Annotated in this window: 25 protein-coding genes and 1 pseudogene; 12 read left to right on the forward strand and 14 right to left on the reverse strand. The window is 75.0% G+C overall.

What is annotated here, in order from left to right:
- Window positions 1–139 precede the first annotated feature (139 nt).
- Window positions 140–529, forward strand: coding sequence for a thioredoxin (gene trxA, locus AC067J_RS37405; RefSeq protein ID WP_478307043.1), 390 nt, complete (start codon window positions 140–142; stop codon window positions 527–529).
- A gap of 127 nt (window positions 530–656) precedes the next feature.
- Here the strand turns inward: trxA and AC067J_RS37410 are convergent, their stop codons facing one another.
- The gene (locus tag AC067J_RS37410) at window positions 657–1,625 is read right to left on the reverse strand and encodes a helix-turn-helix transcriptional regulator (RefSeq protein ID WP_478307045.1); all 969 of its coding nucleotides are present in this window, start codon (window positions 1,623–1,625) and stop codon (window positions 657–659) included.
- A 268-nt stretch (window positions 1,626–1,893) separates the two neighbouring features.
- On the opposite strand from AC067J_RS37410, the gene AC067J_RS37415 reads away from it, so the two are divergent.
- The 4 genes from AC067J_RS37415 to AC067J_RS37430 all read left to right on the forward strand — a co-directional run bounded on the left by AC067J_RS37415 (window position 1,894) and on the right by AC067J_RS37430 (window position 7,292).
- Complete coding sequence (locus tag AC067J_RS37415; RefSeq protein WP_478307047.1) at window positions 1,894–2,637, forward strand: alpha/beta fold hydrolase; 744 nt, start codon at window positions 1,894–1,896, stop codon at window positions 2,635–2,637.
- Window positions 2,638–3,509: 872 nt separating this feature from the next.
- Entirely contained in the window at window positions 3,510–4,988 is a 1,479-nt protein-coding gene (locus tag AC067J_RS37420; RefSeq protein WP_478307049.1) for a dihydrolipoyl dehydrogenase family protein, read from the forward strand.
- A 197-nt stretch (window positions 4,989–5,185) separates the two neighbouring features.
- Entirely contained in the window at window positions 5,186–6,310 is a 1,125-nt protein-coding gene (locus AC067J_RS37425) for a WD40/YVTN/BNR-like repeat-containing protein (protein ID WP_478307051.1), read from the forward strand.
- Between the two features lie 205 nt (window positions 6,311–6,515).
- Window positions 6,516–7,292, forward strand: a complete 777-nt coding sequence (locus tag AC067J_RS37430) for a GNAT family N-acetyltransferase (RefSeq protein ID WP_478307053.1) — start codon at window positions 6,516–6,518, stop codon at window positions 7,290–7,292.
- Window positions 7,293–7,332: 40 nt separating this feature from the next.
- Here the strand turns inward: AC067J_RS37430 and AC067J_RS37435 are convergent, their stop codons facing one another.
- Window positions 7,333–8,196 carry an EamA family transporter gene (locus AC067J_RS37435; RefSeq protein WP_478307055.1) on the reverse strand — a complete coding sequence of 288 codons (864 nt, stop codon included), beginning with the start codon at window positions 8,194–8,196 and terminating at the stop codon, window positions 7,333–7,335.
- A gap of 62 nt (window positions 8,197–8,258) precedes the next feature.
- Here AC067J_RS37435 and AC067J_RS37440 point away from each other — a divergent pair, with 62 nt between their 5' ends.
- The 3 genes and pseudogenes from AC067J_RS37440 to AC067J_RS37450 form a co-directional block, all read left to right on the forward strand.
- Entirely contained in the window at window positions 8,259–9,125 is an 867-nt protein-coding gene (locus tag AC067J_RS37440; RefSeq protein WP_478307057.1) for a MurR/RpiR family transcriptional regulator, read from the forward strand.
- 390 nt (window positions 9,126–9,515) lie between these two features.
- A complete protein-coding gene (locus AC067J_RS37445; RefSeq protein ID WP_478307059.1) occupies window positions 9,516–10,676 on the forward strand; it encodes a LacI family DNA-binding transcriptional regulator in 1,161 nt (386 codons plus the stop codon).
- A 28-nt stretch (window positions 10,677–10,704) separates the two neighbouring features.
- Window positions 10,705–10,818 (forward strand): annotated as a pseudogene (locus tag AC067J_RS37450) (LysE family translocator); the annotation flags it as partial.
- 311 nt (window positions 10,819–11,129) lie between these two features.
- Here AC067J_RS37450 and AC067J_RS37455 read toward each other — a convergent pair.
- From AC067J_RS37455 to AC067J_RS37490, 8 genes are all read right to left on the reverse strand, one after another.
- Window positions 11,130–11,786: a hypothetical protein gene (locus AC067J_RS37455; RefSeq protein WP_478307169.1), complete on the reverse strand. Its 657-nt coding sequence runs from the start codon at window positions 11,784–11,786 to the stop codon at window positions 11,130–11,132.
- Window positions 11,787–12,406: 620 nt separating this feature from the next.
- On the reverse strand, window positions 12,407–13,717 hold the full coding sequence (locus tag AC067J_RS37460) for an FAD-dependent oxidoreductase (protein ID WP_478307061.1): 1,311 nt from the start codon (window positions 13,715–13,717) through the stop codon (window positions 12,407–12,409).
- Window positions 13,718–14,159: 442 nt separating this feature from the next.
- Window positions 14,160–15,212: an ABC transporter permease gene (locus AC067J_RS37465; protein ID WP_478307063.1), complete on the reverse strand. Its 1,053-nt coding sequence runs from the start codon at window positions 15,210–15,212 to the stop codon at window positions 14,160–14,162.
- Window positions 15,209–16,186 carry an ABC transporter ATP-binding protein gene (locus AC067J_RS37470; protein ID WP_478307065.1) on the reverse strand — a complete coding sequence of 326 codons (978 nt, stop codon included), beginning with the start codon at window positions 16,184–16,186 and terminating at the stop codon, window positions 15,209–15,211. Before AC067J_RS37470 ends, AC067J_RS37465 begins: the two co-directional genes overlap by 4 nt.
- Window positions 16,183–16,611 carry a GntR family transcriptional regulator gene (locus AC067J_RS37475; protein ID WP_478307067.1) on the reverse strand — a complete coding sequence of 143 codons (429 nt, stop codon included), beginning with the start codon at window positions 16,609–16,611 and terminating at the stop codon, window positions 16,183–16,185. The genes AC067J_RS37470 and AC067J_RS37475 overlap by 4 nt, the downstream gene beginning before the upstream one ends.
- Window positions 16,612–16,700: 89 nt before the next feature.
- Entirely contained in the window at window positions 16,701–18,263 is a 1,563-nt protein-coding gene (locus AC067J_RS37480; protein WP_478307069.1) for a DUF2079 domain-containing protein, read from the reverse strand.
- A gap of 217 nt (window positions 18,264–18,480) precedes the next feature.
- Entirely contained in the window at window positions 18,481–19,125 is a 645-nt protein-coding gene (locus tag AC067J_RS37485; RefSeq protein ID WP_478307071.1) for a response regulator transcription factor, read from the reverse strand.
- Window positions 19,113–20,420 carry a sensor histidine kinase gene (locus AC067J_RS37490; RefSeq protein ID WP_478307073.1) on the reverse strand — a complete coding sequence of 436 codons (1,308 nt, stop codon included), beginning with the start codon at window positions 20,418–20,420 and terminating at the stop codon, window positions 19,113–19,115. Before AC067J_RS37490 ends, AC067J_RS37485 begins: the two co-directional genes overlap by 13 nt.
- A 195-nt stretch (window positions 20,421–20,615) precedes the next feature.
- Between AC067J_RS37490 and AC067J_RS37495 the strand changes: the two genes are divergently transcribed.
- The gene (locus AC067J_RS37495) at window positions 20,616–21,677 is read left to right on the forward strand and encodes a fatty acid desaturase family protein (RefSeq protein ID WP_478307075.1); all 1,062 of its coding nucleotides are present in this window, start codon (window positions 20,616–20,618) and stop codon (window positions 21,675–21,677) included.
- Window positions 21,678–21,801: 124 nt separating this feature from the next.
- On the opposite strand, the gene AC067J_RS37500 is transcribed toward AC067J_RS37495, so the two are convergent.
- A complete protein-coding gene (locus AC067J_RS37500) occupies window positions 21,802–22,314 on the reverse strand; it encodes a GNAT family N-acetyltransferase (RefSeq protein WP_478307077.1) in 513 nt (170 codons plus the stop codon).
- Window positions 22,315–22,401: 87 nt separating this feature from the next.
- Here AC067J_RS37500 and AC067J_RS37505 point away from each other — a divergent pair, with 87 nt between their 5' ends.
- Window positions 22,402–23,529 carry a hypothetical protein gene (locus tag AC067J_RS37505; protein WP_478307079.1) on the forward strand — a complete coding sequence of 376 codons (1,128 nt, stop codon included), beginning with the start codon at window positions 22,402–22,404 and terminating at the stop codon, window positions 23,527–23,529.
- A gap of 122 nt (window positions 23,530–23,651) precedes the next feature.
- On the opposite strand, the gene AC067J_RS37510 is transcribed toward AC067J_RS37505, so the two are convergent.
- Window positions 23,652–23,978 carry a rhodanese-like domain-containing protein gene (locus AC067J_RS37510; protein ID WP_478307081.1) on the reverse strand — a complete coding sequence of 109 codons (327 nt, stop codon included), beginning with the start codon at window positions 23,976–23,978 and terminating at the stop codon, window positions 23,652–23,654.
- 47 nt (window positions 23,979–24,025) lie between these two features.
- Between AC067J_RS37510 and AC067J_RS37515 the strand changes: the two genes are divergently transcribed.
- The gene (locus tag AC067J_RS37515) at window positions 24,026–24,763 is read left to right on the forward strand and encodes a TetR/AcrR family transcriptional regulator (protein ID WP_478307083.1); all 738 of its coding nucleotides are present in this window, start codon (window positions 24,026–24,028) and stop codon (window positions 24,761–24,763) included.
- 181 nt (window positions 24,764–24,944) lie between these two features.
- Here the strand turns inward: AC067J_RS37515 and AC067J_RS37520 are convergent, their stop codons facing one another.
- Together AC067J_RS37520 and AC067J_RS37525 are read right to left on the reverse strand one after the other, a co-directional pair.
- Window positions 24,945–25,232 carry an SHOCT domain-containing protein gene (locus AC067J_RS37520; protein ID WP_478307085.1) on the reverse strand — a complete coding sequence of 96 codons (288 nt, stop codon included), beginning with the start codon at window positions 25,230–25,232 and terminating at the stop codon, window positions 24,945–24,947.
- 85 nt (window positions 25,233–25,317) lie between these two features.
- Complete coding sequence (locus AC067J_RS37525; RefSeq protein ID WP_478307087.1) at window positions 25,318–25,797, reverse strand: DUF6325 family protein; 480 nt, start codon at window positions 25,795–25,797, stop codon at window positions 25,318–25,320.
- Window positions 25,798–26,167: 370 nt separating this feature from the next.
- Between AC067J_RS37525 and AC067J_RS37530 the strand changes: the two genes are divergently transcribed.
- Window positions 26,168–26,545: a YciI family protein gene (locus AC067J_RS37530; protein ID WP_478307089.1), complete on the forward strand. Its 378-nt coding sequence runs from the start codon at window positions 26,168–26,170 to the stop codon at window positions 26,543–26,545.
- Window positions 26,546–26,628: the final 83 nt, after the last annotated feature.

The following is a 26,628-nucleotide window of genomic DNA, read 5'->3' on the forward strand; positions in this document are numbered from 1 at the left end:
CCGTACGGTCCGGGCCGCCCCGGCGTTCACCGGCCGCCCGGATCGCCGCCGGATCATTGCCGGAATAGCCCGGGCACGGCAGCCGTTGTCGCGGGCACATGGCCTTGACCGCCACCACCGGAAGGGCAGGAATCGCGACATGAGCAGCACGGTCGAGCTGACCAAGGAGAACTTCGACGACATCGTCCCCGGTCAGGAGGGCAAGGACTTCGTCTTCATCGACTTCTGGGCAGCCTGGTGCGGTCCGTGTCGGCAGTTCGCGCCGGTCTTCGAGAAGGCGGCGGAGCGCCACCCCGACCTGGTCTTCGCCAAGGTGGACACGGAGGCGCAGCAGGAGTTGGCCGCGGCCTTCGGCATCCAGTCGATCCCGACCCTGGCGATCATCCGCGAGGGTGTCCTCGTCTTCTCCCAGGCGGGCGCGCTGCCGGAGCCGGTCTTCGAGGACCTGATCGGCCAGGCCCGGAAGCTGGACATGGACGAGGTGAAGCGCAAGGTGGCGGCCGAGCAGAACGGCGGCCCGCAGGAGTGACGCCGGTGGTGTACCGGTGTGTCGGGATGCCGGGTCTTCGAGGTCCCGGGTGTTGAGGTCCTGAGCGGGTGGCGTGCGGCGGGTCCCGGTGGTGTCGTTCGATGCCCCGGGGCCCGCCGCCGTGCGTTCAGGCGGACGGTCCGGTGCCGCCCCATTCCGTGAGCCGGGCGGCCAGGGCGCGGACCTCGGCGCGCAGTTCGTCCGGCCGGAGGACGGTGAACGGCCAGCCGAGGCCGGCCAGCATGACCGCCATGCCGTCCAACTGCTGGGCCCGTGCCCGCAGCAGGACGCGGCCGTCGTCGGTGGCGGTCACCGTGCCGGCGGTGGGCGGGATCCGGCGGCGGGCCTCGGTGAGCGTGGTGGTGAGCACGACCTCCACCTCGTGCGTCCAGGGCACCGAGGCGAGCGACTCCAGTACCCGCTGGACGGGGTCGACGTCGGCCGGCGGTTCGAAGGCGGTCTCGCGCAGGTCCGCGGACCGGATCCGGTCCAGCCGGAAGGTGCGTTGTTCGCCGCTGCGGTGGTCCAGCCCCGTCGTGTACCAGCGGCCCGAGTGGAAGACCAGTCCGTACGGGTCGAACTCGCGCTCGCTGGGGGCGCCTTCGCGGTCCCGGTAGTCGAGCCGGACCCGGCGCCGGCGGCGTGCCGCCTCGGCGAGCGTGAAGAGTGCGGCGGCGGCCGGGCTGGGACCGGTGGCGGGTGCGGCGGTGAGGCCGAGTGTCTGCTCGACCGCTGCCACCCGCTCGCGCAGTTGCGGCGGCAGCACCCGTTGGATCTTGGCGAGCGCCGACTCCCCGGCCTGCTCCCCCACGGAGAGTCCGGACCGCTGCCCGGCCAGCAGTCCGAGCACCACGGAGGCGGCCTCGTCCCCGGTGAGCATCAGTGGCGGCAGCCGGAAGCCGGGCATCAGCCGGTAGCCGCCGTACCGGCCGCGCTCGGCCTGGACCGGGATGCCGAGGTCGGCCAGCCGGGTCGCGTACCGGCGGACGGTGCGGACGTCGACCTCCAGCCGCTCGGCCAGTTCGGCGCCGGTGAGGCCGGGTCGCGACTGCAGCAGTTCCAGCAGGGCGAGGGTGCGGCTGACCGGATGGTCCATGAGTGTCCCTTCGTGCGGCCTTCGTTCCGCCTTCGTGCTGCCTCTGTTCGGCCTGCGTGCGGCCTGGGTGCGGCCTGCGGACCAGCAAGTCTCCGGGGGTCGGATCGATCGGTTCGATCCGGCCGGTTAATCCGGTCGTGTTCTGTCCGCATTCGATCCTAGAGTCGGAGACAGCGGCAGGCACTCCACGAGTACCCCGGGGCACCGGCAGCCGCGCACTGCAAGGAAGACAAGCACGGCATGGATGCCCGGAGAGGATCGATCCATCATGAGCACCTTCGTACTCGTTCCCGGATTCTGGCTCGGCGGTTGGGCCTGGGACGCGGTCGCCGAACCGCTGCGCGCGGCCGGTCACACCGTCCACGCGGTGACCCTGCCCGGTCTCGGCGCGCGGGTCGGCGAGGCCTCGGCCGAGATCGGCGTGGAGAGCCACATCGCCGACCTGACCGACCTGCTGGTCCGCGAGGACCTCCGGGACGTGGTGCTCGTCGCCCACAGCGGGGGCACCATCGCCGTCTCCGGTGCGGCCGACCGGGTGCCCGAGCGCATCCGGCGGGTCGTCTTCGTCGACTCCGGCCCGCTCGACGACGGTGCCGCGCTGGCCGACCTCTGGGAGCCGGACTACCGCACGGCGATGGAGGAATCGCTGGTCGACGGCTGGCGGCTGCCGCTGCCCTCCTGGGAGCTGCTGGCCTCCAACGGGGGCAGCGTCGACGGGATCGACGAGGCCGGGCTGGCCCGGTTCCGCGAGCTGGCCACCGACCAGCCGGCCCGGACGCTCACCGAGCCGGTCCGGCTGACGGGCGGTGCGGACAAGCTGCCGAAGGGTCTGATCTCGTGCTCCATCCCGCTGGAGCAGGTCCGCGCGATGATCGCCGACGGCCACCCGTACTTCGCGCTGCTCGGCGGCCCGGAGTGGGAGCTGCGTGAGGTGCTGACCGGGCACTGGCCGATGTTCTCCCGGCCGGCCGAGACGGCGGCGGCGCTGGTGGAGCTGGCCGAGGCCGAGTAGCGGACGGCGGGTAGCGGGCGGCGGGTAGCGGACGGCCGGGTCGGGTGTCGGCGGCCGCGGGGCGGCGGCCCCGCGGCCCGATCGCGGCCGGGCGGGGCGGCGGGCCGCGATCGCGGCTCCGGGCGGCCGCGGGCTCTGCGGAACCCGACGCTCTCGGGGCGGCGGCCGGATCGGTGGCCGGCGGCCCTGGGTCCCGGGCCGGGCGGCGGGCTCGTCCGCGTGTTCGGCTGCGCCGGACGGGCCGGTCGGCGCAGGATGGGCACGACGCTCCGGCCCGGTCCGGCGCGCCGACCTGCACCAACCCGCACCGATCCGCACCGCGACCGAACGAGGGCGAACGCGTCGATGAGTCAGCACCCGGCCGCCACGGGCTGCGGCACCGTTCCGGCCGCCGTGTCCGTGCTCCGGCGGGTCACCGCCCCCGTGGCGGCCGGCGGTCCCGCCGACGCGCCGCCCCGCGGTGCAGCGGGCGCTGACCTCCACCCGCCCTGCCCGGACGGGCCGGTGCGGCAGGGCGGTCCGGGCAGCGGCGCGGAGCCGCCCGCCCCGGGGCTCACCCCGCCGGGCACCCGCACCGTGGTCGCCCCGAGGCCGTCGGCGGAACGCGCGGAGTGGCCGCCGGACGGCATCCGGGTCAGGCTCGGCCACGGGAGGAACGGGACGAGCCGGACGAGCGGGAGGACCGGCCGCAGTTCGGGCCGGCCCTCGGACCGGCCCGCGTGCCTGCCGTCGTGCCGCCCCTGGTGCGGCTGCGCACCCGGCGCCGGCGGGCGCACCCGGATCCCCCGCACCTGCGAACACACCTGCGAACGCACGCCCGTCACCCCCGCCCCGCCTGCCGGGGTGACCACCGAGATCACGGAGGACCAGGCATGACCACCGCTCCCACCGCTTCCGCCGCTTCCTCGTCGGCCGTCCCCGAGGAGTACGACGTGATCGTCGTCGGGGCCGGCCCGACCGGCGAGAACGTGGCCGACCGGACCGCCGCCGCCGGCCTGCGCACGGTGATCGTGGAGAGTGAACTGGTCGGCGGCGAGTGCTCGTACTGGGCCTGCATGCCGAGCAAGGCGCTGTTGCGCCCGGTGGCCGCGCTGGCCGACGCCCGTGCGGTGGCGGGCGCCCGGGAGGCGGTCGGCGGCGGGGCGCTGGACCCGGCCGCCGTACTGGCCCGGCGCGACTCGTTCACCTCGCACTGGCAGGACGACGGCCAGGTGAAGTGGCTCCGCGACACCGGCATCGACCTGGTCCGTGGCCACGGCCGGCTGGCCGGGGAGCGCCGGGTGACCGTCGAGGCGGAGGACGGCAGCGAGCGGCTGCTCGTCGCCCGGCACGCCGTCGCGGTCTGCACGGGCAGCCGGCCCGTCCTTCCGCAGGACGTCCCCGGGCTGACGGAGGCCCGGCCGTGGACCAACCGCGAGGCGACCGGCTCGCCCACCGTGCCCCGGCGGCTGGCGGTGATCGGCGGCGGGGTGGTCGGCGTGGAGCTGGCCACCGCCTGGCGGGCGCTCGGTTCGGAGGTCGTGCTGCTGGTGCGCGGCTCCGGGCTGCTGCCCCGGATGGAGCCGTTCGCGGGCGAGCTGGTCGCGGACGGCCTGCGCGACGCGGGCGTGGACGTGCGCTTCGGGGCCTCGGTCACCTCTCTGGAGCGCGTGGACGGGGCCGCTGCGGAGGTCCGCCTGGTCCTGGCCGACGGCGGACGGCTGAGCGTCGACGAGGTCCTCTACGCCACCGGCCGGGCCCCGCGCACGGCGGACATCGGACTGGAACAGGTCGGCCTGCACCCCGGCGGCTGGCTCGACGTGGACGACAGCTGCACCGTGCTCGGTGTCGACGGCGGCTGGCTCTACGCGGCCGGTGACGTCAACCACCGGGCGCTGCTCACCCATCAGGGCAAGTACCAGGCGCGGATCACGGGCGCGGCGATCGCCGCTCGCGCCCAGGGGCGGCCGCTGGACACCGCGCGCTGGGGCGCGCACGCCGCGTCGGCTGACAGTGCGGGCGCGCCCCAGGTCGTCTTCACACATCCGGAGGTCGCGGCCGTCGGCCTGACCCTGGACGCGGCCGAGCGGGCCGGGCTGCGGGTGAAGGCGATCGACCACGACCTCGGCGCGGTCGCCGGCGCCTCGCTCTACGGCGACGACTACCGGGGCCGCGCCCGGGTCGTCTTCGACCTGGACCGGGAGGTGCTGGTCGGCGCCTCGTTCGTCGGCCCCGGGGTCTCCGAACTGCTGCACTCGGCCACCGTCGCGGTGGTCGGCGAGGTGCCGATCGACCGGCTCTGGCACGCCGTACCGGCGTACCCGACGATCAGCGAGGTCTGGCTGCGGCTGCTGGAGGGCTGCCGGGGGTGAGCCGTGCCCCGCCCGTCCCGGGGGCGCGCCCCCGGGACGGGCGGCTCGGCGCGGGCGGCTCGGGGCGCGCGCCCGGGACGGGCGGCTCGGGGCTGGCGGCTCGGCGCGGCGAGAGGTGGGAGTCGGCGGGCGGCGGGACACTGGCCGGAGAAGGGTGTCCGAGCGGGGGCCGTTACGCCGATCAGGTGGTGTGTGTGATGACCGAGGTGCTGTTGGCCGTCGGGACCGAGAAGGGCCTCTTTCTCGGGCGCAGCCGCGACCGGCTGGACTGGGAGTTCAGCGGGCCGCACTTCCGGATGAACGCGGTCTACTCCGTCGCGATCGACGGCCGTGACCCCGTCGACGGCAGGAACCGCCGCGACGGCCGCGTCGGGCTGCTGGTGGGTGCCGACAGCAGCCACTGGGGACCGTCGGTGTGGCGCTCGGACGACCTGGGCGCCAGCTGGTCCGAACCCGCCGCGCCGGCGATCCGCTTCCCCGAGCACACCGGTGCCTCGCTCACCCGGGTCTGGCAGCTCCAGCCGGCCGGCCCCGAGGCGCCCGGCGTGGTCTACGCGGGCACCGAACCGGCCGCGCTGTTCCGCTCCGCGGACGGCGGTGCGAGCTTCACGATGGTCGAATCGCTCTGGGAGCACCCCCAGCGTACCGAGTGGGGCGCCGGGTACGGCGGCCAGGGCCTGCACACCGTCCTCACCGACCCGCGCGACGCCGAGCGGCTGCTGGTCGCGGTCTCCAGCGGCGGGGTCTACCGCAGCAAGGACGGCGGCGGCAGCTGGGTGCCGTCCAACACCGGGCTGCGCGCCGAGTTCCTCCCGGAGGAGAGCCAGTACCCCGAGTTCGGCCAGTGCGTCCACAAGATCGCCCCGGACGCCGTCGACCCCGACCGGCTCTACCTGCAGAACCACGGCGGGGTCTACCGCAGTGACGACGCGGGCACGACCTGGCGGTCCGTCGCCGACGGGCTGCCGGCCGACTTCGGCTTCGCCGTCGCCGCACACCCGCGCCGCGCGGACACCGCGTACGTGTTCCCGCTCGGCGGCGCCGACGACCGCATCCCGCCCGGCCGCCGCTGCCGCGTCTTCCGTACGACCGACGGCGGCGACAGCTGGCAGCCGCTGGCCGACGGCCTCCCCGGCGAGGACCACTACGGCGTCGTCCTGCGCGACGCGCTGCGCACCGACGACGCCGACCCGGCCGGCCTCTACTTCGGCACCCGCACCGGCGAGGTCTACGCCAGTCACGACGAGGGCGAGCACTGGTCGTCGCTGGTCTCCCACCTGCCGGACGTCCTCTGCGTCCGCGCGGCGGTGGTGGCGGACTGACCCGCCCGGGGCGATGGGCCGGTGGTGGGCCGGCGGTCGGCCCCCTCGGCCTCCCCACCGAGCCGACGAGCCGACGAGCCGCCAACCCACCGGGCCGCCGAGCCGCCAACCCGCCGGGCCGAAAACACCGTTGCCGCCGGGCGGGTCGCTCACGGAGCATGGCGGACGGCAGGACTTTCCCGCTCCCGGAAATCGGACGGACGGCGTGACAGAAGCAGAAACCGAGTGGCAGTTCGGGTACGGCGTCGACGGCCTTCCCGTCGTGCGGTACCAGCGGGGCGAGCGGGAGGGCCGCCCCTGGGCCGACCGGCTGGAGGTGCTCGACCCCGGCGCGACCCCGGCCGCCCTCGCCCGGTACGCACTGGCGGAGTTGGCCGGCTGGGTGCTCTCAGGCCCCGTCCCCCTCGGTGAGGAGTTGCTGCGCCGCGGGGCGACGCCCCTGCGCCACGGCCACACCATGCACCGGGGCCTGACCGACGAACCCCCCTCCGAGGGCTGGGCGTCGTGGGCGGGGACGCCGATCCGGGACGGGTTCCACGTGGTGCCGTGCGACCGCGAGGCCAAGGACCTGGTCAGGGCGTCGGTCGGCGCCTTCGGCCCCGGTCACCCCGACCACCGCCCGGAGGAGCACGAGGACGAGCCGGCTTCGGCGCGGCGACTGGACGAACTGCTCTCCGGGCAGGTCATCGGCCCCCTGCTGCCGTCCAGCGCCCTGGTCGTGGACGACGCCGACCGGGTGGTGGCCGGCGCCGTCCTGACCGACTGGGACGGCCTGCCCTGGATCGCCCACGTCTTCCGCGACCCGGAGCTCAGCTATCCCGGACTCGGCCGGGGCCTGCTGCGCCGCGTCCTCGCCGACGCCGCCGCTCGCGGTGCCACCGGGATCGGCCTGGCGGTGACCGAGGGCAACCGGGCCCGGCAGCTGTACGAGTCCCTCGGCTTCACGGTCACACGCAGCACGCTGACGGTGATCGTCCCCTGAGCCGCCCGGCGCCGCGGGCGCCGCCGTCCTGGAGCCGGCCTCAGGGGCGGGCCAGCTCCAGGACGGCTATCCCGGCCAGGACGGTCGCGCTCGCCGCCATCCTCAGCCGCCCGAGGCGCTCCCGGAAGACCACGGTGGCGATCAGCGCGGCGATCACGATGCTCGTCTCGCGCAGCGCGGCGATGCTCGCGAGGTTCCCCCGCGACTGCGCCCAGACCACCAGCCCGTACGCGGTCAGCGACAGCACCCCGCCGAGCAGACCCACCGGAACCAGCGGACCGGCCTCGGCCAGCAGGCCCCGGCCCCGGCGCGCCCAGGCGATCAGCGCCAGCGTCGGCCCCTGGAGGAGGAACAGCCAGGCGACGTAGCCGCCGACCGTCCCCGCGTGCCGCACCCCGCCGCCGTCCAGCACGGTGTACGCCGCGATCATCACGCCGGTGCCGGCGGCCGCCCCGAGCGCGGGCAGCTGCGCCCGCCCCGGAATCCCCTTGGCGAAGGCCAGCCCGATCAGGCCGCAGGAGATGACGGCCACGCCCAGCAGCTCCCCGCCGCCGAGCGTGTCGCCCAGCACCGTGACGGACAGCACCGCCACCAGCAGCGGCGCCGAACCCCGGGCCATCGGGTACATCTGCCCGAAGTCCCCCAGCTGGTAGGCCCGGAGCAGGAGGAGCTGGGACGTCACCTGCATCACCACCGAGGCGATCAGGTACGGCCAGGCCGCCGCCGCGGGCAGCGGGTTGAGCGCCACCAGCACCACCGCGCACCCGGTGTACGCGAGGTTGATCAGGGCGAAGCCGACCAGCTTGTCCTGGATCCGGTGCGCCAGCCCGTTCCAGACCGCGTGCAGCACGGCGGCGGCGAGGACCACCGCGGGAACGGCAGCGGCACCGGTGACAGCGGGCATGGCGGAACTCCTGTCCAACGGGCCATCAGGCGTGGAATCGGGTTCCACGCTACACTGGATCGATGGAAGAGCGTTCCGAATATTTCTCCCCGCTGGAATCCCGGCTGGCCGCGCACATCCGCGCCCACCTCGGCGAACTGCGGGGCACCGAGGCCCGGGTCGCCCAGGTGGTCCTCGCCCGGGGCGCCGACCTGGTCGACCTCAGCGTCAGCGACGTCGCCGAACTCGCCGGCACCGCACCGTCCTCCGTCGTCCGGGCCTGCCAGCGGCTCGGCTTCCGGGGCTACCAGGAGCTGAAGATCGCCGCCGTCCGGCAGGCGCCGGCTCCCGCACCCGACCCGTCCGACGCCCGGGACCCGGCCGCCCGGGCGCTCGCCGACACCGTCCGCGCCGCCCGCGAGGCGCTCGACGGCATGGCCGCCACCCTCGGCGCCGACGACCTCCGGGCGGCGGCCGAGGCGCTGAACGCCGCCGACCACGTGCTGGTCGTCGGCGCGGGCCTCTCCGGCGCGGTCGTCGTCGACGCCGCGTACCGCCTGCGCGCCCTCGGCCTCCTCACCGACTCCCCCGCCGACCCGATCACCGCCCAGTTCGCGGCCGCCCAACTCCCGCCCACCGCCGCCTGCCTGGCCATCAGCCACACCGGCGCCACCCGCACCGTCGTCGACGCCGCCCGGCACGCCCGCACCAACGGCGCCGCCGTCGTCGCTCTCACCAGCTACGCCCGCTCCCCGCTCACCGAGACGGCGACCCACACCCTGGTCGCCGGCGGCCAGGACCTCGTCTTCGGCCTGGAGACCACCGCCAGCCGCATCGCCCACCTCACCGTCGTCGACGCACTGACCTCGACCCTGCTCGCCCTCCGCGGCGAGACCGCGGAGCGGGCCCTGCGCCTGTCGGCGGACGTGACGGCGGACCACGCGTACTGAGGCCGGAGGCCGGGCGGGGCGACGACGGGGCGAGGTGACCACGGGGCGAGGTGACCACGGGGCGGGGCGACGACGGAACGGCACGCCCGTTCCGGTGAACCACGGGCCGCGGGGCCGAGCGGCCGACTAGACTCGCGGCGCAGCGAGTCCGCACCCCACGCATGTGGGGATGGTCCCGACATGGCGGCACTTCGCGGTGCCCGGTTGGTCCGCGCCCCACGCACGTGGGGATGGTCCCGTTCCCTGCGATCCCTGGGGCGAGTGGACCTCGTGCCCCGCGCGCGCGGGGGCGGAGTGGGGCGAATCCGCGGGTGCGGCCGGGGCGGGCGGGGCTCCCAAGGGGTGGAACGACAACCTGGCCGGTCAGGGGTGGTGTGTAGGCTCGCGGGCATGGCGAGGGTGACGCGGGACGACGTGGCGAGGGTGGCGGGGACGTCTACCGCGGTCGTGAGTTATGTGATCAACGACGGGCCGCGCCCGGTGGCCGCCGCCACCCGGGCGCGAGTGCTGGCGGCGGTCGAGGAGTTGGGGTACCGGCCGAACCGGGTCGCGCAGGCGATGGCGAGGCGGCGGACCGACCTGATCGGCATGGTCGTGCCGGACGCCCGGCAACCGTTCTTCGCCGAGCTGGCGCACACGGTGGAGCGGGCCGCGGCGGAGCGCGGGCGGCTGCTGCTGATCGGCAACTCCGACTACGCGGACGAACGCGAGGCCCACTACATCCGCGCGTTCCTGGGGATGCAGGTGGACGGGCTGATCCTGGTCACCCAGGATCCTTCGGCGCCCGGGGTGGTCGGCATCGACTCCACCGAGGGGACGCCGGTCGTGCTGCTGCACCACCGGGCGGAGACCGAGCGCGGGATCGCGGTGGTGGCGGACGACGAGGGCGGGGCCAGGGAGGTCGTGCACCACCTGCTCGGCCACGGGCACTCCGACGTGCACTGCTTCGGCGGCACCTTCTCGCTCAGCCCGAGCGACCCGGTGACCGTGCGGACCGCCGGCTGGGCACGGGCCCTCGCCGAGGCGGGGATCTCCACCGAGGGGCGGCTGACGCAGGCGCCGTTCGACCGCGTGCGGGCGCACCGGGAGGCGCTCGTGCTGCTGGCGCGCGCCGACCGGCCGTCCGCGATCTTCTGCGCCACCGACGACCAGGCGATCGGCCTGCTGCGGGCCGCCGACGACCTGGGCATCCGGGTGCCGGAGGATCTCGCCGTGGCGGGGTTCGACGACATCGCGGAGGCGGTGATCGCCGGGCCGCCGCTGACGAGCGTCGCCACCGCGCAGGAGGAGATGGCGCGCGCCGCCGTCGGCCTGGTGCTCGGCGACCACCCGGGCGGCGGACAGCCGGACGGGAAGCAGCCCGGCGGGAAGCTGCCCGGCGGGGAGCAGCCCGGCGGGAAGCTGCCCGGCGGGGAGCAGCCCGGCGGGGAACGGGCGGACGGGGAACGGGCGGACGGGACGCTGCCGGACGGTCGGGCCGTGTCGAGCGGGGCCCGGATGTTCCCTGCCCGGATGGTGGTCCGCCGGTCCTGCGGCTGCACCCCGGGCTGAACGGCCGCCGCAGGAACGGGCGGCGGGAGTGGCGACGGCGGTCGGCTCGGCCGCCGGGTCGCCGGCCTGGGCGGCGCCGGCCGCGCTCGGGCTGGCCGCCGTGCTCCAGCGGTGGGACGCCGCGTTCACGGTGGTCAAGCTCGCCGGTGCCGCCTACCTGGTGTTCCTGGGCGGGCAGGCGCTCTGGCAGGCGCGGCGCGCGGGGCGCGGTCAGGCGCCCGAGGGGGCCGAGCCGGGAGCGGCATCGGCAGCGCCGGTGGAAGCGGGAACGGGCGTGGGAGCGGGAGCGGACGAGGCGGGTGCCCCGGGTGAACCGGGCGCTGGAGCGCGGCACCGGCGGCGTGCTGGTCGCGCTCGGGATCGGAACGGCCGTCGAGAGCGCGTGAGCCCGGCCGGGCGGCACCGCCTCCGGCCGACCTGCCCGACCTTCCCGGCGTGCCCGACCTTTCCGACCTACCCGGCGGACTCCGGGCCGGACACGGGCCCGGTGTGGACGGTCCAGGGGTCCGTGCCGCCCTGGTTGATCGTCACCAGGCCCCGGGCCGGCACCAGGAGGGACGCCCGGGCCTCCTCACTGCCCCAGACGCCGCGCTCCGGACCACCGTCGTCCTCGGACGGGGCGCAGGAGCAGTCGTCGCCGTCCCCGCTCAGCTCGCACTCGCAGCGGAAGAGGACCTCCCAGAAGGCGTCCGACATGGTCTGGAAGGTGAGTTCGACCGGCTCGTCCGGACGGTGTGCCAGCACGGTGTCCCGTCGCCCGACCAGTTCCGGCGGCAGGTCCTCGGCCGCGGACAGCGGCAACAGGCGCAACGACCAGCTGCCGGGGCCGCGGTCGACGACCTTGAGGTGCGTCGGCCCCGGCCAGAGCAGGAACCGGCCCTGGTACGGGAGGTACGCGGTGAGCACGGACGAGTCGCTCGTGATCCGGGACACGGTGCGGGTGACGGGGGTCAGTTCCAGGTAGTCGGCGTCGCTGGCGAGTTCGACGATCGCCGGCCGGCCGGGCTCGGGCCAGTCGATCAGGAACTCCCTCTTCGACCTCTCCGGCTCTCCCTCCCCCGTGTAGTGGAAGCGCTCGCCGCTGTACGGGTCCGGCCGCGCGGCCGCCACCGGGTCGAGCAGCAGGAGCAGGGAGTCGATCGGGACGGCCGTGCAGCCGGGCGTCCAGCCTGATCAGCGCCGCCCGGCCTTCGCCGAGGGCCTTCTGCGCGGCCCCCGGTGATCCGTCCTTCAGTGCGCGTCCGGCCCGTTCGCCGGCGTCGACCGCCTGCCGGTGCTCGTCGGCGGCCTTCTCGGGGAGGGCGGCGGCCTGGAGGCCGGGGGCCAGGGCGTCGAGTTCGGCGAGGTAGGCGGCGAGGGCGAGTTCCGGTCGGGAGGGCACCCGGTCACGGGGGCCCTCCTCGACGGCGTCGACCACCGGCACCGCACCCGGCACCGGCTCGGCACCCGCCGCCGCACCCGCCGCCGCACCCGACTCGGTCTCGTCGGTCCGGGCCGCCGGGAGCGCGGGCCGGGCCGGTACCGCCCCGGCCGGACGCCTCCCCAGTACCCGCTGGGCAGCCAGCGCGGAGCCCGCGCCCGGGGCGAACGACACGACGACGTCCCACATGGAGCCCCCCGGCCTGCGGAGGTACCGCCTCGGCACCGTCCGGTCGCGGACAAGCTATCGCACGCCGGCGAACGGGGCGGCGGGGGGGAACGGGGCCGCGGCCGGGCGGCGGCGGCTCCGGCTACCTCTCCACCCCGGGCGGCGGGCCGAGCATGACGTCCAGGTTCAGGTGGCCGTCGGGGGCGATGAGCCGGTCGAGGTTGAGGGCGGAGATGCCCGCCCAGAACGCCCCGCGCTCGAACATCGCCTTCTCGTAGCCCGCGAGCGCGGCGTCGAGCTCACCCGCGTCCCACCGCGCCGCGGTGAGGACCGGCGCCACGGTGAGGGCGAGTTCGGCCGCGTCCCACATGGCGAGGTTGACGCCCTTGCCCGCGAACGGCGACATCAGGTGCGCGGCGTCGCCGACCAGGGTGGCGCCCGGGCTGCGCGGCCAGGTCAGGCCGACCGGCAGCATGTCCAGCCGCTGGGTGCGCAGGGTGTCGTCACAGGCGGCCAGGGCTGCCCGGAACTCCGGTGCCCAGTCGGCGAAGTGGTCCTCGACCGCGCTGCGGGTGCCGGCCGGGTCCTGCTCGGAGAGGCCGGCGGCCGTCAGCCAGTCCTCGGCGCAGCGGTAGAAGGCGTAGATGCGGATCCGGCCGTCGCTGTTGCGTTGGAGGGCGAGGCCCTTGTTGTCCTGGAAGCCGTACAGGCTGCCGTTGCCGACGAATGCGGCGGTCCCGGGGGCGGTGCGGTCGGCGTCGGGGACGCCGAGTTCGACGAGGCTGACGCCGGTGTAGCGGAGCGCGGTGCCGGTGAGCAGCGGACGGACGCGTGAGCGGGCGCCCTCCGCGCCGACGAGCAGGTCGCAGGTCTCGACCGTGCCGTTGTCGAAGTGGAGCCGGTGCCGGCCGTCGCCGAGCGGTTCGGCGTGGTCGAGGCGGTGTCCCCAGCGGACGGTGGCCGGGGCGAGGGAGTCGAGGAGGAGGGCGCGCAGGTCGCCGCGGTCGATCTCGGGGGCGCCGTCGTCGTCGGGTGCTCCGGTGCGGCCGACCGGGGCCCCGACACCCACGCCGACATCCGCGCCGACATCCGCGCCGACACCTGTGGCGGGGTCCGCGCCGGGGCCCGCGGCCTCGCCCGCGTCCGCCCCGGCGGGTCGGCCGGCGCCGAAGGCGGCGTGGACGGTGCCGTGCTTGTCGAGCAGGCGGAAGTCCTCGCCCTCGGGCCGGGCCCTGGCCAGGAACTCGGCCTCCAGCCGGGCTTCCCGGACGGCGCGCCGGCCGGTGTCGCCGTGCAGGTCGAGGGTGCCGCCCTGGACGCGGGCGTCCCGGGAGGGCTCGCGCTCGTACACGGTGGCGGCGACGCCGTGGACCTGGAGGACCCGGGCGAGGGTGAGGCCGGCGGGGCCGCCGCCGATGACGGCGATGTGCGGGGTGGTCGTCATTCCGGTCATGGTGCGCACTTCTCCTTGGGAGGGGGAGATCGCGAGGGCCCGAACGCCGTCCAAGTCTGGTGGACCGGGCGGGCGGGCTGAAGGCCGGAATCGGACGGTGCGGCCCCACCGCGGGCCGGGGTCGGGCGGTTGGAGGCGCGGGTGGGGCCCGGACGCGGACGCGGGCGGAGACGGCGGCGGGCCCGTACCGGTGTCCGGTACGGGCCCGCCCGCGTCGCCGCGGGCGCGGCCGTCGTGGCCGTGGTCGCCGTCGGCCCCCGGCGTCGTCCGCCCGGCGCTGCCTGCACGCGTGCACGCCGGTGACGGTGGTGCCGTCGGGGCCGCCGGGGCGGGTGGGGCCGGCCGGGGCGGGCCGGGAGCCGTCCGGGATGTCCGAGACGACGTCCTTGCGGATCGCGTTCGTCCTGATCCGCGACCCGGCCGCCGCCGCCCCGCCCCGGTCTCAGCCGGAGGCGCGGGCGACCCGGCGGAACACGACGCCGAGGGCCACCACGGAGAGCAGGACCAGGATGCCCGTCTCGACGAGCTGGATCGGGACGAAGTGCGAGGCCGGGTGGTACTCGCCCCAGGCGGTCCGCGCGTCGTCGCAGAGCGGCCCCGCGTTCATGCAGTAGGTCTCCGGGACCTTGCTCCCGTCCGGGAGGATCGCCCCGTTCTCCACCAGCCAGGCGTTGGCGGGCTTCACGAAGCCCGCCATCCGGCGGTCGTACTCCTGCTCGGCGTAGACCGTCGGCCAGAAGTACGGCCGGACCAGCTGCATCACGGCGGTCGCCAGGACCACCAGCACTCCGCTCACCAGCACGGCGGTGATCGTCCGCCGCGCCAGCTCGCCGACCAGCACCCCCAGCGCGAGGCCGAACAGCGACCAGGCGATCGGGGCCAGGCCCAGCGCGGGGTAGGTGAAGGCCTGGAACGGCGGGTCGAAACCGACCGGGCCGTTGATGATGTCCACCCACCACACCCAGGTGGTCAGTACGGACAGCAGGCCGACGGCCGGCAGGACGACCAGCCCGGGGACGGCGAGCCGGGCCGCGAGCCAGCGGCGCGGGGCGACGGACTGTGCCAGCACCAGGCGGATCGTGCCGCGCTCGTACTCCTGGGCGAGCAGCGGCCCGCCGAGGAACATGCCCAGTACGACGGGGAGCGCGGCGACGGCCGGCTGGACCAGCGTGGTGAACCCCGTCGCCAGCAGGTCGACCCGCCGGACCGTGGACCAGCATTCCGGGCGGTACCAGGAGGGCGACCCGTAGCAGTTCATCTGGTTCAGGAGGTCGATCCGGTCCTGGACCACGAAGTGGAGGGAGAGCAGTGCGACCGTGGCGAGGGCGAGGAGGACGAGGGTGACCCGGACGGCGGGTCGGCTCTGCCGCAGGGCCAGCCAGACGGGACCGCTCGGCCGGCGGGTGGAGCGGGTGGAACGCGTCGGGCGGGTCGGGCGGGTCGGGCGGTCGGCGGGCTCCTGGGCGGCCCGGCCGGTCATCACGCTGGTGCTCATGCGGCGGCCTCGCGGTCGGGGGCGGTGGAGTCGGTGGGAGCGGTGGAGTCGGCGCGGGCTCCGGTGCCGGCTCCGGAATCGGCCCCGGAACCGGCGGAACCGGGACGATCCGCGATCGGAGTGCGGAGGTAGGCGAGCAGCAGCTCCTCCAGACTCGGCCTGGCGACCTCCCAGGGACCGTCCACGACCTCTCCGGTACTGAGCAGTGCCGTGACCTGGCGGCCCCGGACGCGCCGCTCCACGGCCATGTCGCCGGGGAGTTCGGCCGCCCCGGCCGCGCCGGTGACCAGCTGGTGGCCGTCCAGGATCTCCTCCAGGTCACCGGCGAGCCGGATCCGCCCGGACTGCACCAGGAGCAAGTGGTCGATGACGCCTTCGAGTTCGGGCAGGATGTGGGAGGAGATCAGGATGGTGGTGCCGCGGTCGGCGGCCTCGGCCATCAGGGTGCCCATCAACTCGTGCCGGGCGAGCGGGTCGAGGTCGGCCATCGGCTCGTCCAACAGGAGCAGGTCGGCGCGCTTGCCGAGGGCCACGGCGAGCGCGACCCGCGTGCGCTGGCCGCCGGAGAGCGAGCGGATCCTCGCCCGGTGGTCCAACTCCCCCATGTCGACGACCCGTTGCGCCGCCTCCTCGTCCCAGTCGGGGTTCAGCTCGCTGCCGAGGCGGAGGGTGTCGGCCACGGTGAAGGAGGGGTAGAGCGGCTTATCCTGGGTCACGTAGGCGACCCGGGCGCGCAGCTCCGGGGTGATCGACGGCTCGCCGAAGACCCGCAGTTCACCTTCGGACGGCTTGATCAGACGGGCCGCCAGGGCCAGCAGGGTGCTCTTCCCGGCCCCGTTGGCGCCGACCACCCCGCAGATCCGGCCGACCGGGACGGTGAAACTGCAGTCGCGCAGCGCCCAGCGGTCCCCCCGGTAGCGCTTGCCCAGCCGCACGGCCTCGACCGCCGGTCGGTCGTCAGCCTCGGATGTCATGCGGTCCCCCCGCCCTCCTTGTTCGGCGCCGCCGGGGCGACCCCGGTCTCGAAGCGCTGTTCCAGTACGGAGGCCATCAGTGCGGCGATGTCCTCCCGGTCGAGCCCGGCCTCCCGGGCCTCGTCCACCCACCCGACCAGTCCCGCCCGCAACGGTCCGTCGGCGGCCGCCTCCGGTCGGGCGAGGGAGCGGCGGACGAACGTGCCGAGCCCCGGCCGGGGTTCGACCAGCCCTTCGCGTTCCAGCTCGCGGTAGGCCTTGAGCACGGTGTTGGGGTTGATCGCGGTCTGCTCGACCACCTCCCGCGCGGTCGGCAGCTTGTCTCCCGGCTGGAGCACTCCGAGCCGCAGCGCCTGCTTGGTCTGCAACACGATCTGCTGGTAAGTGGAGACGCCGCTGCGCCGCTCGATGCGGTACTCGATCACACTCGCTTCGCCCTTTCACTAGTTCAATAGTGGAATGGTGGCGCACCGCGGCACCGCGGTCAAGTCGGACCAGGGGGGCGTTCTGCGGGCTACGGCCGTTCCAGCAACAGGAGATCGTCGCCGTGGACGACGGTCCGGTAGCCGTCCCGCTCGTAACGGGCGAGCATGCGCCTGGTGTCCTCGATCGCGCAGGGTGCCCGCACGCTCGGGTCCGAGAGGTCGACGGCCACCCACTGCGGCCCGTCCGGCACCGGCGCACCGGGGCCCGGCGCGGGCTCGCGGCAGACCAGCGCGACCGTCGCCCGCCCGGTCAGCTGCGCGGCGAGCCGGTTGGACGCGGCGACGGTCGCACCGTCGGGTATCCGGGCGAGCAGCTCCCGGGTCTGCGTGAGCCGGGGCGAGGTCCGCCAGGCCTCGGGCATCACCACCTCGTGCAGCGGGTAGGCGGGGAGCGTCACCGCGGCGACCAGCCCGCTGACCGCCAGCGCACGCCGGGCGCTGCGGACACGGCGGGCACGGCCGGCGGGGTCGGCGGGGTCGGCGTGCCGCTCGGGACGGGTCCGAGGGGCACCGGCGGCGGCGCCGTCCGGCGGTTCGTCCGCGGCCCCCGGAGCCGGAGCCGCCCCCCGCACGGCCACAGCCGCAGCCACAGCCGGAGCCCCCGCCCGCACGGCCACAGCCGCCCGGCCCGGCAGGTCGGCCCGCCCCAGGGCGTCCACCAGGGCCGCCACCGCCAGTGGCATCAGCACCGCGCTGTAGTGGTAACTCACCCCCCAGTAGTGCGGGTTGTCGGCGAGCATCCGCCAGGCGAGGGTGGGCACGCAGAGCAGCGCGAGCGGCGATCGCAACCCGAGGAACCCTGCGGTCGCGGCGAGCAGGAACAGCAGCAGCCACTTCAGCGGCGGCCACCCGAGACGGGCCGCCGCGGCCCACGGCGACACCGCGCCGTCGCCGGAGCCGAGCTGCCGCCAGTAGTCGAAGCCGCCGTCCGGATTGAACGACGGCAGCACCACCAGCACGGTCAGCGCCGTGGCGGCGACCCCGAGGAGCGCCACGGCGAATCCCATCGCCCGGCCCCCGCCCGCCCGCGGCGCCCGCCGGAAGATCAGCACCCCGAAGGCGGCGACGGTCAGCCCGAGGTCCTCCTTCACCAGTACCAGCGGCAGCGCCCAGAGGGCCGCCGCCACCGGTCGCCCCCGCCCGAGCGCCGTCGCCGCGAAGGCGAGCAGCGGCACGGCGAACGCGATCTCGTGGAAGTCGTCGGCGGCCGCGTTGACGATCCCCCAGGACGCCCCCGTGACGACGCCGACGGTGAGCGCGACCCGCCGCCCGCCCACCTCGTACGCCCAGCGCGTGAGCGGCACGACGGCCAGCGCCATCAGCACCGCCTGTGCGAGGAGCAGCGTCTCGGCGTGGGGGAACAGGCGGTAGAACGGGGCCAGCACGGCGAGCACCGGGTGGAAGTGGTCCCCGAGCAGGTGGTACCCGGGGCCCTTGAGCAGGACGACCGGCGCTTCGCCGTGCGCGTAGGCGCGCACCGCCTGCTCGAAGATCCCCAGGTCGTACGCCTGGGTGAGCACGCGCCGGTGCCGGTTGACGGCGACGCAGCCGTACAGGGCGGCGAACAGGCCGGCCAGTGCCCAGGGCAGCACACGGGCCGGCACCCGCGGTCGGCGGGGTCGGGAGCGGAGGCGGGAGCGGAGGCGGGACCGAGGACGGGAGCGGAGGACGGACACGGACGGACGCACGGGCAAAGTACCCTTCCACTATTGGATTAGTGGAAGGGTTATTCAGTTCCGGACGGGTAGTCAACCCCGGACCGGCCGACGCCGGTCCGGCCTCCGGCCTGCCCGAACGTCGGCCGGCGGGTCAGAAATTGAGGTGCGCGAGGACGGCGAGGACCCGTCTGTTGTCGTCGCCCGACTGGGCGAGGCCGAGCTTCCCGAAGATGCTGTTGGTGTGCTTGCTCACCGACTTCTCCGTGATGCAGAGCTCCCGCGCCACCGCCGCGTTGCTGCGCCCCTCGGCCATCAGGGCGAGCACCTCGCGCTCCCGGGTGGTCAGCGAGCGCATCGAGTCCTTCGTCGAGTTGCGTTGCAGCAGCTGGGAGATGACCGAGGTGTCCATCGCGGTCCCGCCCGCGGCGACCCGCCGCACCGCGTCGACGAACTCGCTGACCTCGAAGACCCGGTCCTTCAGCAGGTAGCCGATGCCGCCCCGGTGGTCGGTGAGCAGCTCCCTGGCGTAGAGGTGTTCCACGTGCTGCGACAGCACCAGCACGGGCAGGTCGGGGAGTTCGCGCCGGGCCCGGGTGACCGCCTGCAGCCCCTCGTCGGTGAAGGTCGGCGGCAGCCGCACGTCGACCACCGCGACGTCCGGGCGGTGCTCCAGCAGGGCCGTCAGCAGGCTCGGGCCGTCGTCCACCGCCGCGACCACCTCGAAGTCGTTGAGGGTGAGCAGCTGGGTGATGCCCTCCCGCAGCAGCGCCAGGTCCTCGGCGATCACAACACGCATGGCAGCTCCATCGTCACCGTGGTGGGGCCACCCACCGGACTGTCCAGGTCGAGCGTCCCGTCGAAGGGCGCGAGCCGCCGCCGCAGGCCGGCCAGCCCACCGCCCTCGCGGACGGTCGCGCCCCCGCCGCCGTCGTCGCCGACGACCAGCCGGAGCCGGCCGTCGGCGTACCCGAGCCGGACCCAGGCCGAGGCGGCGGCGCTGTGCTTGGCGACGTTCGCGAGCACTTCGGCGGCGGCGAAGTAGCCGGCCGACTCGACCGGCGGCTCCGGACGCCCGGGCAGGTCTATGTCGACCCGGACGGGGATCGGCAGGTCGAGGGCGAGCGCCCGGACGGCGCCGTCGAGGCCGCGTTCGGCGAGGACCGGCGGGTGGATGCCGCGGACGAGGTCCCGCAGCTCGGCGAGGGCCTGGGCACTGGCCGCGCGGGCGTCGGCCAGCAGCCGGTACGCGGTGTCCGGGTCCTTGCGGAACATCTGCGACGCCAGCCCGAGCTTGAGCCCGATCGCCACCAGCCGGGCCTGGGCGCCGTCGTGCAGGTCGCGCTCGATCCGGCGCAGTTCGGCGGCCTGCGCGTCGACCGCCGCCGACCGGGTCTCGGTCAGCTCGGCGACCCGCCGGGAGAGGTAGGCCTCGGCGGTCGGGGAGAGGAGCCGGCGGCTGATCCGGCTGTGCGCGCGCAGCAGCCGTTCCGCGCTCCAGAACCCGAGGAGGAGGAAGCCCACCCCCTGGAAGAAGGAGAGCAGCGCCGCCGTGGTGCTGTGCACGGGCCAGATCAGCCCGTACCCGTAGCCGGGGTCCATCAGCGGCCAGAACAGCGGGGTGGCGACCACGCCGTGGGCGCCGTAGATCATCAGCCAGCCGGGCAGGAGTCCGAGGAGCAGGCCCACCGGGACGTCGATCAGCAGCCAGAGGAGGTCCCGCCAGGTCGACCGGTCGGTCAGCAACAGCCGGCAGTAGCGCACGCTGCTCGGCACGTCCAGCAGCTCGAACTCGTCTCCCTCGCGGGGCCGGTACGGGCTGGGAATGGCGGCCCCGCACCAGCTGCCGAGGAACCGCCGGTGCAGGTCGGCGAGGCCGCGGACGGCGAACAGCGCGATCGGCAGGGTGATGAAGCCGACCCCCAGCGGGAGCAGCCCCAGCGACACGACCGAGAGCACGAGCAGGGGGACGGCGCCGAGCTGGGAGAGCAGGGCCACGGCCAGCCCCCGCCGCGCCGCCACCAGACCGTCCCGCAGCCAGGTGAGGAGATCGGCACGCGGCCACGGCGGCCACCGGGCACTGGTCAAGGGCACTGTCGGCTCCCGGCTCACGGCTCGCGTCCACGGCTCGTCCGCCCACGGCTGCCGCCACGGACCCCCACCACGTCTCCCCCGCACGAAGGGTACTTGAGCAGGACAGCCCCAGGACGCGAAGGGGGGTTAACTCCCCCTCCAGGAGGGGGGTTATTCCGGTTCTCCCGGCACCTCCCGCCGACCAGACTTCTCGCCATGAGCGCTGAGTCCGCGACATTGCCCGAAGTCCCCGCCCTCCGCCGGGGCGCCGCCCGGCCCGAGTCCGGCGGCAGCGACTTCGCCCAGCTGGGCCGCCGAATAGCCGCCGAGGGACTGCTCGACCGGCGCCCCGTGTACTACACGGTCCGGGTCGGTGTGGTGCTGACCGCGTTCGCCGGCGGCTGGTGGGCGCTCTTCGCCCTGGGCGACACCTGGCTGCAACTGGGCCTCGCGGCGGCGATGTCCGTCGTCTTCGCCCAGCTCGGACTGCTCTCGCACGACCTGGCCCACCGCCAGGTGTTCAACCAGCGCCTCCACAGCGAGGTCGGCGGGCGGATCGCCGCCAACCTGCTGATGGGGATGAGCTACGGCTGGTGGATGAACAAGCACACCCGCCACCACGCCAACCCCAACCACGAGGAGCGGGATCCGGACGTCAACCCGGAGATCGTGGTGTGGTCCCAGCGGCAGGCCCGCCAGGCGCGCGGGGTGGCCCGGTTCATCGGCCGGCGGCAGGCCTTCCTCTTCGTGCCGCTGCTGACCCTCGAAGGCCTCAACCTCAGCTTCAACAGCTTCCGTGCGCTCCGCAGCCCGATCATGAAGCGCCCCTACCTTGAGGGCACCCTGCTCGTCCTGCACTTCGCCGCCTACTTCGGGCTGGTCTTCGCCGCCCTCCCGGTCGGCAAGGCGTTCGCCTTCCTCGCCGTCCACCAGGCGCTGCTCGGCATCTACCTGGGGTGCGTCTTCGCCCCCAACCACAAGGGCATGCTGATGGTGACGCCCGAGATGAAGCTCGACTTCCTGCGCCGTCAGGTGCTGACCTCGCGCAACGTCCGCGGCGGCTTCGCCATCGACGCGCTCATGGGCGGCCTCAACTACCAGGTCGAGCACCACCTCTTCCCGAGCATGCCGACCCCGGCCCTCGCCCGCGCCGCGCAGCTCACCCGCGAGTTCTGCGCGGAGAAGGACATCCCGTACTACGAGACCGGTCTCCTCCGTTCCTACCGCGAGATCTTCGCCCACCTCCACCGCACGGGCGAGCCGCTCCGCAGCGAGTGAGCGGAGGACCGGCCGGCAGGGGGCGCCTCCTCCTGCCGGTTCGCGCCGTCGGGGGGGTGACGGCGCCGGCGGGACGGCGCGCGCGACGGTGGCGGCGGGACGGCGCCGGCGGCGCCCGGCCGGGCTAGACGAGTTCGTCGGCGAGCAGGTCCATGAGCAGGTTGTCGTGCCACGTCCCGTCCGGTCCGCGCTCGTACTGGCGCATCGTCCCCACCGGCCGGAAGCCGACCTTCGCGTAGCAGCGGATCGCCGCCGCGTTGTCGGCCGCCGGATCGATGATCAGCCGGTGGTAGTGGTGGTGGTCGACGAGGTGGCGGGCCAGGGTGCGGACGGCGTCGGTGCCGTACCCGCGGCCGTGGGCGGCCGGGTCGACGTAGATGTCCATGCCCGCGTGGCGGTACTCGTCGTCGTTCTCGGCGTACCACTGGATGGCGCCGACGATCCGGTCGACCGCCTCGATCACCAGGGTCTCGGTGCCCGGTTCGGCGAGGTCGGTGGTGACGGCGTCGGTGAGGTCGTCACCACCGCGCCAGCGGGCGTAGACCTCGGGCGTGCGGCGGATGGCGACCAGGGCCGGGATGTCGTCCGCCGTGGCCGCGCGGAGCGTGACGTGGGTGCCGTGCAGAATCGTCCCCATATAGCGCATGTTTCCACGGAAAGGCACATTCGGCGAGCCTTTTTCCGCGTTGCACGCACCCCCTGCCACCAGGAATGATTCGCCGCCGTGACACGTCTGCTGCTACTGCTGGTCTTCCTCGCCGGCTACATCGTCTACCGGGTCGTCCGCCGGAACCGCCACCGCAAATGGGCGCTGACCGGATTCGATCCCGCCGTGTACGGCCTTCCGCCGCGCGAGCGCCTCGACCCGAGCCGCTCCGGGCCGCCGACGCCGCTGGAGAAGCGGGAGCGCTCGCAGGCGATGGCCGACGCCGCCTGGGCCGGGGACTGGCGTCCGGCGGCGGCGTACCTCGCCGACGCCGGGGACGACTGGGACGAGCACTGGTCGCGGATGGACCTGCTCGCCGCGATCGCCAAGCAGGGCGACGGCTGGCTGACCGCCTGGCGCACGGCCGACCCGAACTCCTGCGACGCCGCCACCCTGGAGGCCAAGCTGATGGTGCGCCGCGCCTGGGAGGTCCGCGGGTCCGGGTACCGGCACGAGGTGGGCGACGACGCGATCAACGAGTTCCGGGAGCTGCTGCCGGCCGCGATCGAGGCGGCGCGCCGGGCGGCGCTGCTGGCACCGGAGAACCCGGGCCCGTGGGTGGTGATCGTGACGGCGGCGCGCGGCGCGCAGTTCACGCCGGAGCAGTTCCGGGAGGTCTGGGACGAGCTGGTGAAGCGCGCCTGGTACCACTACGAGGGCCACTGGCAGGGCATGCAGTACTGGTGCGAGAAGTGGTTCGGCTCGAACAAGCAGATGATGGAGTTCGCCGAGCGCGCGATGGACGCCGCGCCGCCCGGGAGCCCGCTGGGCGGGATCTACCTGCACGCCCTCGCGGAGCTGGAGGGGCGCGGGAGCAGCGCCTCCACCCTGACGGCCGACAAGACCAAGTGGCGGATCCGGAACCTGGCCGCCCAGCTCCGCCTGGTCCGGCCGGACGACGACCGCCTGCCGCCGCTGCGGCACCTGCTCGCGCACTACGCGGGCGAGGTGGAGGAGTACGACCTGGCGCTGGAGCAGTTCCGGGCGATCGGTCCGTGGTGCGGGGCGCGCCCGTGGGCCGAGGAGGACGACCCGGTGGCGGCGTTCGACCTCGCGCGCGGGCTCGCGGTGAAGCGGGCCAAGGCCCGGCCGCTGGCTCCGGAACTGCGGCCGGCCAAGAGCTCGGAGCACCAGCACAGCCGGTGACCACGTCATCCGCGGCGAGCTGACGGTCCGTCGACCGGGTGCGGTGCGGCCGTCGGAGGCGCCCCCCGAAGGGGACGGGACGAGCCCGGCCGGGTGCCGACGCACCCGGCCGGGCTCGCCGCTCAGGCGCTCTCGACCGGCAGCCCGGCCCCGGACCAGTCCTGGATGCCCTCGCGGTACTTGCGGACGTCGGTGTAGCCGAGGGCGGTGAGGCGGTCGGCGACCTGGCCGCTGTTCGGGCAGGCCTCGTTCGAGCAGTAGGTGACGATGGCGGCGCCGAGGTCCGGGAGCAGGGTGGGGGCGAGGCGGTCGACGTCGGCGCGGACCAGCTCGACGGCGCCGGGCAGGTGCTGCTGCGCGTAGTACTCGCCGCCGAGGGTGTCGACGACGGTCACCGAGCCGGTTTCGATGGCGTGCGCCAGCTCGTCCCGGGTGATGAGTGCGGTCATGGAGCGGCCTCCTGGGGCTGCGAGCCGATTCGGACTATAGTCCGCTTATGACTCAGGACAGTACCGGACCGCAGTCCGCTTATGCAACGGGTGGGAACCCCGCCGGGCCCGTTCCGCTGGAACTGCTGCGCACCCCGCCGCCCGTCGAACGCGCCGACGCCGCCCGCAACCGGGCCGCCGTCCTGGAGGCGGCCGCCCGGCTGTTCGCCGCGCACGGGGTGGAGTCGGTCTCGATGGACCAGGTGGCGGCGGAGGCGGGCGTCGGCAAGGGCACGCTGTTCCGCCGGTTCGGCGACAAAGCCGGGCTCGGAGCGGCGCTGCTGGACGCGCGCGAGCGCATGCTCCAGGACGCCGTCCTGCGCGGACCGGCACCGCTCGGCCCGGGCGGCGGGGAGGCGGGCGGCCGGGAGGCCGAGGCCGGCGGGGAGAGCAACGGCGGGGAGAGCATCGGCGGCGGGGAGGCGGGCGGCGGCGCCCCGGCCCCCGGTGAACGGCTCGCGGCCTTCGTCACCGCGTACCTGGACTACCTGCTGGAGCACCTCGACCTGGTCCGGATGTCCGAGACCGCGGGCCGTGGTGCCCGCTACCGCATCGGCGCGTACCGGTTCTGGCACCGGCACATCACCGTCCTGCTCGTGGCGGCCGGCGCCACCGACGATCCCGAGCACGACGCGCACGCCCTGTTGGCGACCCTCGGGGCGGAGCACGTGGCTTCGCTGCTACCGGAGTTGGGCGAGGAGCGGATCCGGGCGGGCGCACTACGGCTCGCCGCCCGGCTGGTGTGAACCGGCCGGGCGGCAGTGGATTCGGGCGGCGGACGCCAGGCGGCGGGCAGCGGACGGACGCCTTCGAGCGCCGGGCGCCGGACGCCGGGCTCCTCGCGGGCACGCGGGCACGCGGGCACGCCGCCGCGCAGGGCGGAGGACGAAGCGGAGACGGGCCGGGGCGGCCGGCCGCCCCGCACGGTCAGCTGCTGAGGATGCGGGCCTTCTGGGCCGCGAACTCCTCCTCGGTGAGGACGCCTTGCTCCTTCAGCGTGGCGAGTTCCTTGAGCTGGTCGAGCTTCGCCTCCATGGAGGTCGGCGCCGCGGCCGCGGGGGGCGGAGCAGCGGGCGCGGGAGCGGGCGCCGGAGCAGCGGCGGTCTCCTGCTGGGCCCACCGGCCGGCCTGGCGGCGGGACACCCGGTTGGAGACGGCTGTCGCCGTGCCGGCGACGACCGCGGTGCGGGCGACCCCGCGGAGCAATCCGGGCATGGTCTCCTCCTTCGGGGAGCGGGGACGGACGTGCGTCGCGACGGACGTCCGTCGGGACGGGGCGGGCGTGGTTCGTCGGGTGCTGTCAGCGGAGCGTTTCGAGGGCGTCCAGCGCCTCCACGAGGTCCTGCAGCGGGACGCGCCCGCTCGCGATCATCCGGGCGCCCGTGCGGCGCAGCGCGGCGGCGAGCGGCGCGGCCCAGAGGTTCTCGTAGAGGAGCACGGCGGCGGAGTCGCCCGGCTCCAGGAGGGCCCCGGCCTCGGCGACGTCCTCCTCGTCGACCAGACCGGTGGAGGCGCCCTCGAAGACGGTGAGGTCGAGTTCGCCGTCCCCGTTGACGTCCGCCAGTTCGAGGCCGACCAGTGAGCCGTCCTCCTGCTTCTTGACGAAGGTCAGGTCGAGGATGCGGATGATGCCCCGGTCGACCAGGTCGACCAGCAGCGGCATCCCCTCGCCGGTCAGCCGGCTGCCGGGGAACTGGATGATCACGTAGTCGATGGGGCCCGGTTCGAGCGGTTCGCCGGCTTCGCCGGTCCCGGCGGCTTCGGCGGGTTCGTTGCTCACATCAGCTCCTGGGGGGCGCGGCCCGGGGGGAGGGCGGGCCCGGCGCCGCCGGGGAACCGTGCCGCGGCGGGGGCCCGGGCGTCGGATCGACGCCTTCGGGCACGACGTGGCGGCGACCGGGGCGGCCGCGAGCGGGCCGGGGAGAAGTGTCGTCTGTGACGCTACCCCTCCGGGCCGGGCCCGGCATCACGGACGAGGGCGGGGGCGTCGAGGGCCGGGGGCGGCGGCCCGCGCCGGGCCGGCCCCGGTGGCCGGGCCGAAGATCTCTCGGAAGAATTCCGGCGTGGGTGTCGATCCGGCCGCTGCCCGTTCGACGCAGGGGTGAGAGGCGGGGAGAGGCCCCGCCGCCATCGACGAGGAGTGAGCCACCATGCCGCGCTTCATGACGCTGATCCGTATCGACGAGCAGAACGGCCCCGGCCAGGCCGAGCCGGACCCCGGCTTCGAGGAGCGGATGGGGGCGCTGTTCGCGGAGATCACCAAGGCCGGGGTGATGCTGGACACCGCCGGGCTGCTGCCGACGAAGGAGGGCACCCGGATCCTCTGGGAGGGCGGGAAGCTCAGCTACACCGACGGGCCGTTCACCGAGACCAAGGAGGTGGTGGGCGGCTACGCGCTCCTGCAGTGCAAGGACAAGGCCGAGGCGCTGGAGTGGACCAGGCGCTTCCTGGAGACCCACCCGGTGAACTGGACGGTGGGGGCCGAGCTGCGGCAGATCGACGAGGCCGCCGCGCCGCCGGAGGCCTGACCGTCCGAGGCCTGAGCGCCCGGGGCCCGACCCGCCGGGAGGACCGACCCTCCCGGGGGGCCGGCCGCGTTTGCCCCGGCCCC

The sequence above is a fragment of the Kitasatospora sp. NPDC042419 genome (assembly GCF_056437345.1).

Bases quoted from the DNA above. Each gene is read 5' to 3' on its own strand.
- AC067J_RS37500 (WP_478307077.1), bottom strand. From the start codon at position 22,314: ATGGGGACGATTCTGCACGGCACCCACGTCACGCTCCGCGCGGCCACG.
- AC067J_RS37410 (WP_478307045.1), bottom strand. From the start codon at position 1,625: ATGGACCATCCGGTCAGCCGCACCCTCGCCCTGCTGGAACTGCTGCAG.
- AC067J_RS37420 (WP_478307049.1), top strand. From the start codon at position 3,510: ATGACCACCGCTCCCACCGCTTCCGCCGCTTCCTCGTCGGCCGTCCCC.
- AC067J_RS37470 (WP_478307065.1), bottom strand. From the start codon at position 16,186: ATGACATCCGAGGCTGACGACCGACCGGCGGTCGAGGCCGTGCGGCTG.
- trxA (WP_478307043.1), top strand. From the start codon at position 140: ATGAGCAGCACGGTCGAGCTGACCAAGGAGAACTTCGACGACATCGTC.
- AC067J_RS37495 (WP_478307075.1), top strand. From the start codon at position 20,616: ATGAGCGCTGAGTCCGCGACATTGCCCGAAGTCCCCGCCCTCCGCCGG.
- AC067J_RS37515 (WP_478307083.1), top strand. From the start codon at position 24,026: ATGACTCAGGACAGTACCGGACCGCAGTCCGCTTATGCAACGGGTGGG.
- AC067J_RS37485 (WP_478307071.1), bottom strand. From the start codon at position 19,125: ATGCGTGTTGTGATCGCCGAGGACCTGGCGCTGCTGCGGGAGGGCATC.
- AC067J_RS37415 (WP_478307047.1), top strand. From the start codon at position 1,894: ATGAGCACCTTCGTACTCGTTCCCGGATTCTGGCTCGGCGGTTGGGCC.
- AC067J_RS37510 (WP_478307081.1), bottom strand. From the start codon at position 23,978: ATGACCGCACTCATCACCCGGGACGAGCTGGCGCACGCCATCGAAACC.
- AC067J_RS37465 (WP_478307063.1), bottom strand. From the start codon at position 15,212: ATGAGCACCAGCGTGATGACCGGCCGGGCCGCCCAGGAGCCCGCCGAC.
- AC067J_RS37460 (WP_478307061.1), bottom strand. From the start codon at position 13,717: ATGACCGGAATGACGACCACCCCGCACATCGCCGTCATCGGCGGCGGC.
- AC067J_RS37435 (WP_478307055.1), bottom strand. From the start codon at position 8,196: ATGCCCGCTGTCACCGGTGCCGCTGCCGTTCCCGCGGTGGTCCTCGCC.
- AC067J_RS37440 (WP_478307057.1), top strand. From the start codon at position 8,259: ATGGAAGAGCGTTCCGAATATTTCTCCCCGCTGGAATCCCGGCTGGCC.
- AC067J_RS37530 (WP_478307089.1), top strand. From the start codon at position 26,168: ATGCCGCGCTTCATGACGCTGATCCGTATCGACGAGCAGAACGGCCCC.
- AC067J_RS37445 (WP_478307059.1), top strand. From the start codon at position 9,516: ATGGCGAGGGTGACGCGGGACGACGTGGCGAGGGTGGCGGGGACGTCT.
- AC067J_RS37520 (WP_478307085.1), bottom strand. From the start codon at position 25,232: ATGCCCGGATTGCTCCGCGGGGTCGCCCGCACCGCGGTCGTCGCCGGC.
- AC067J_RS37425 (WP_478307051.1), top strand. From the start codon at position 5,186: ATGACCGAGGTGCTGTTGGCCGTCGGGACCGAGAAGGGCCTCTTTCTC.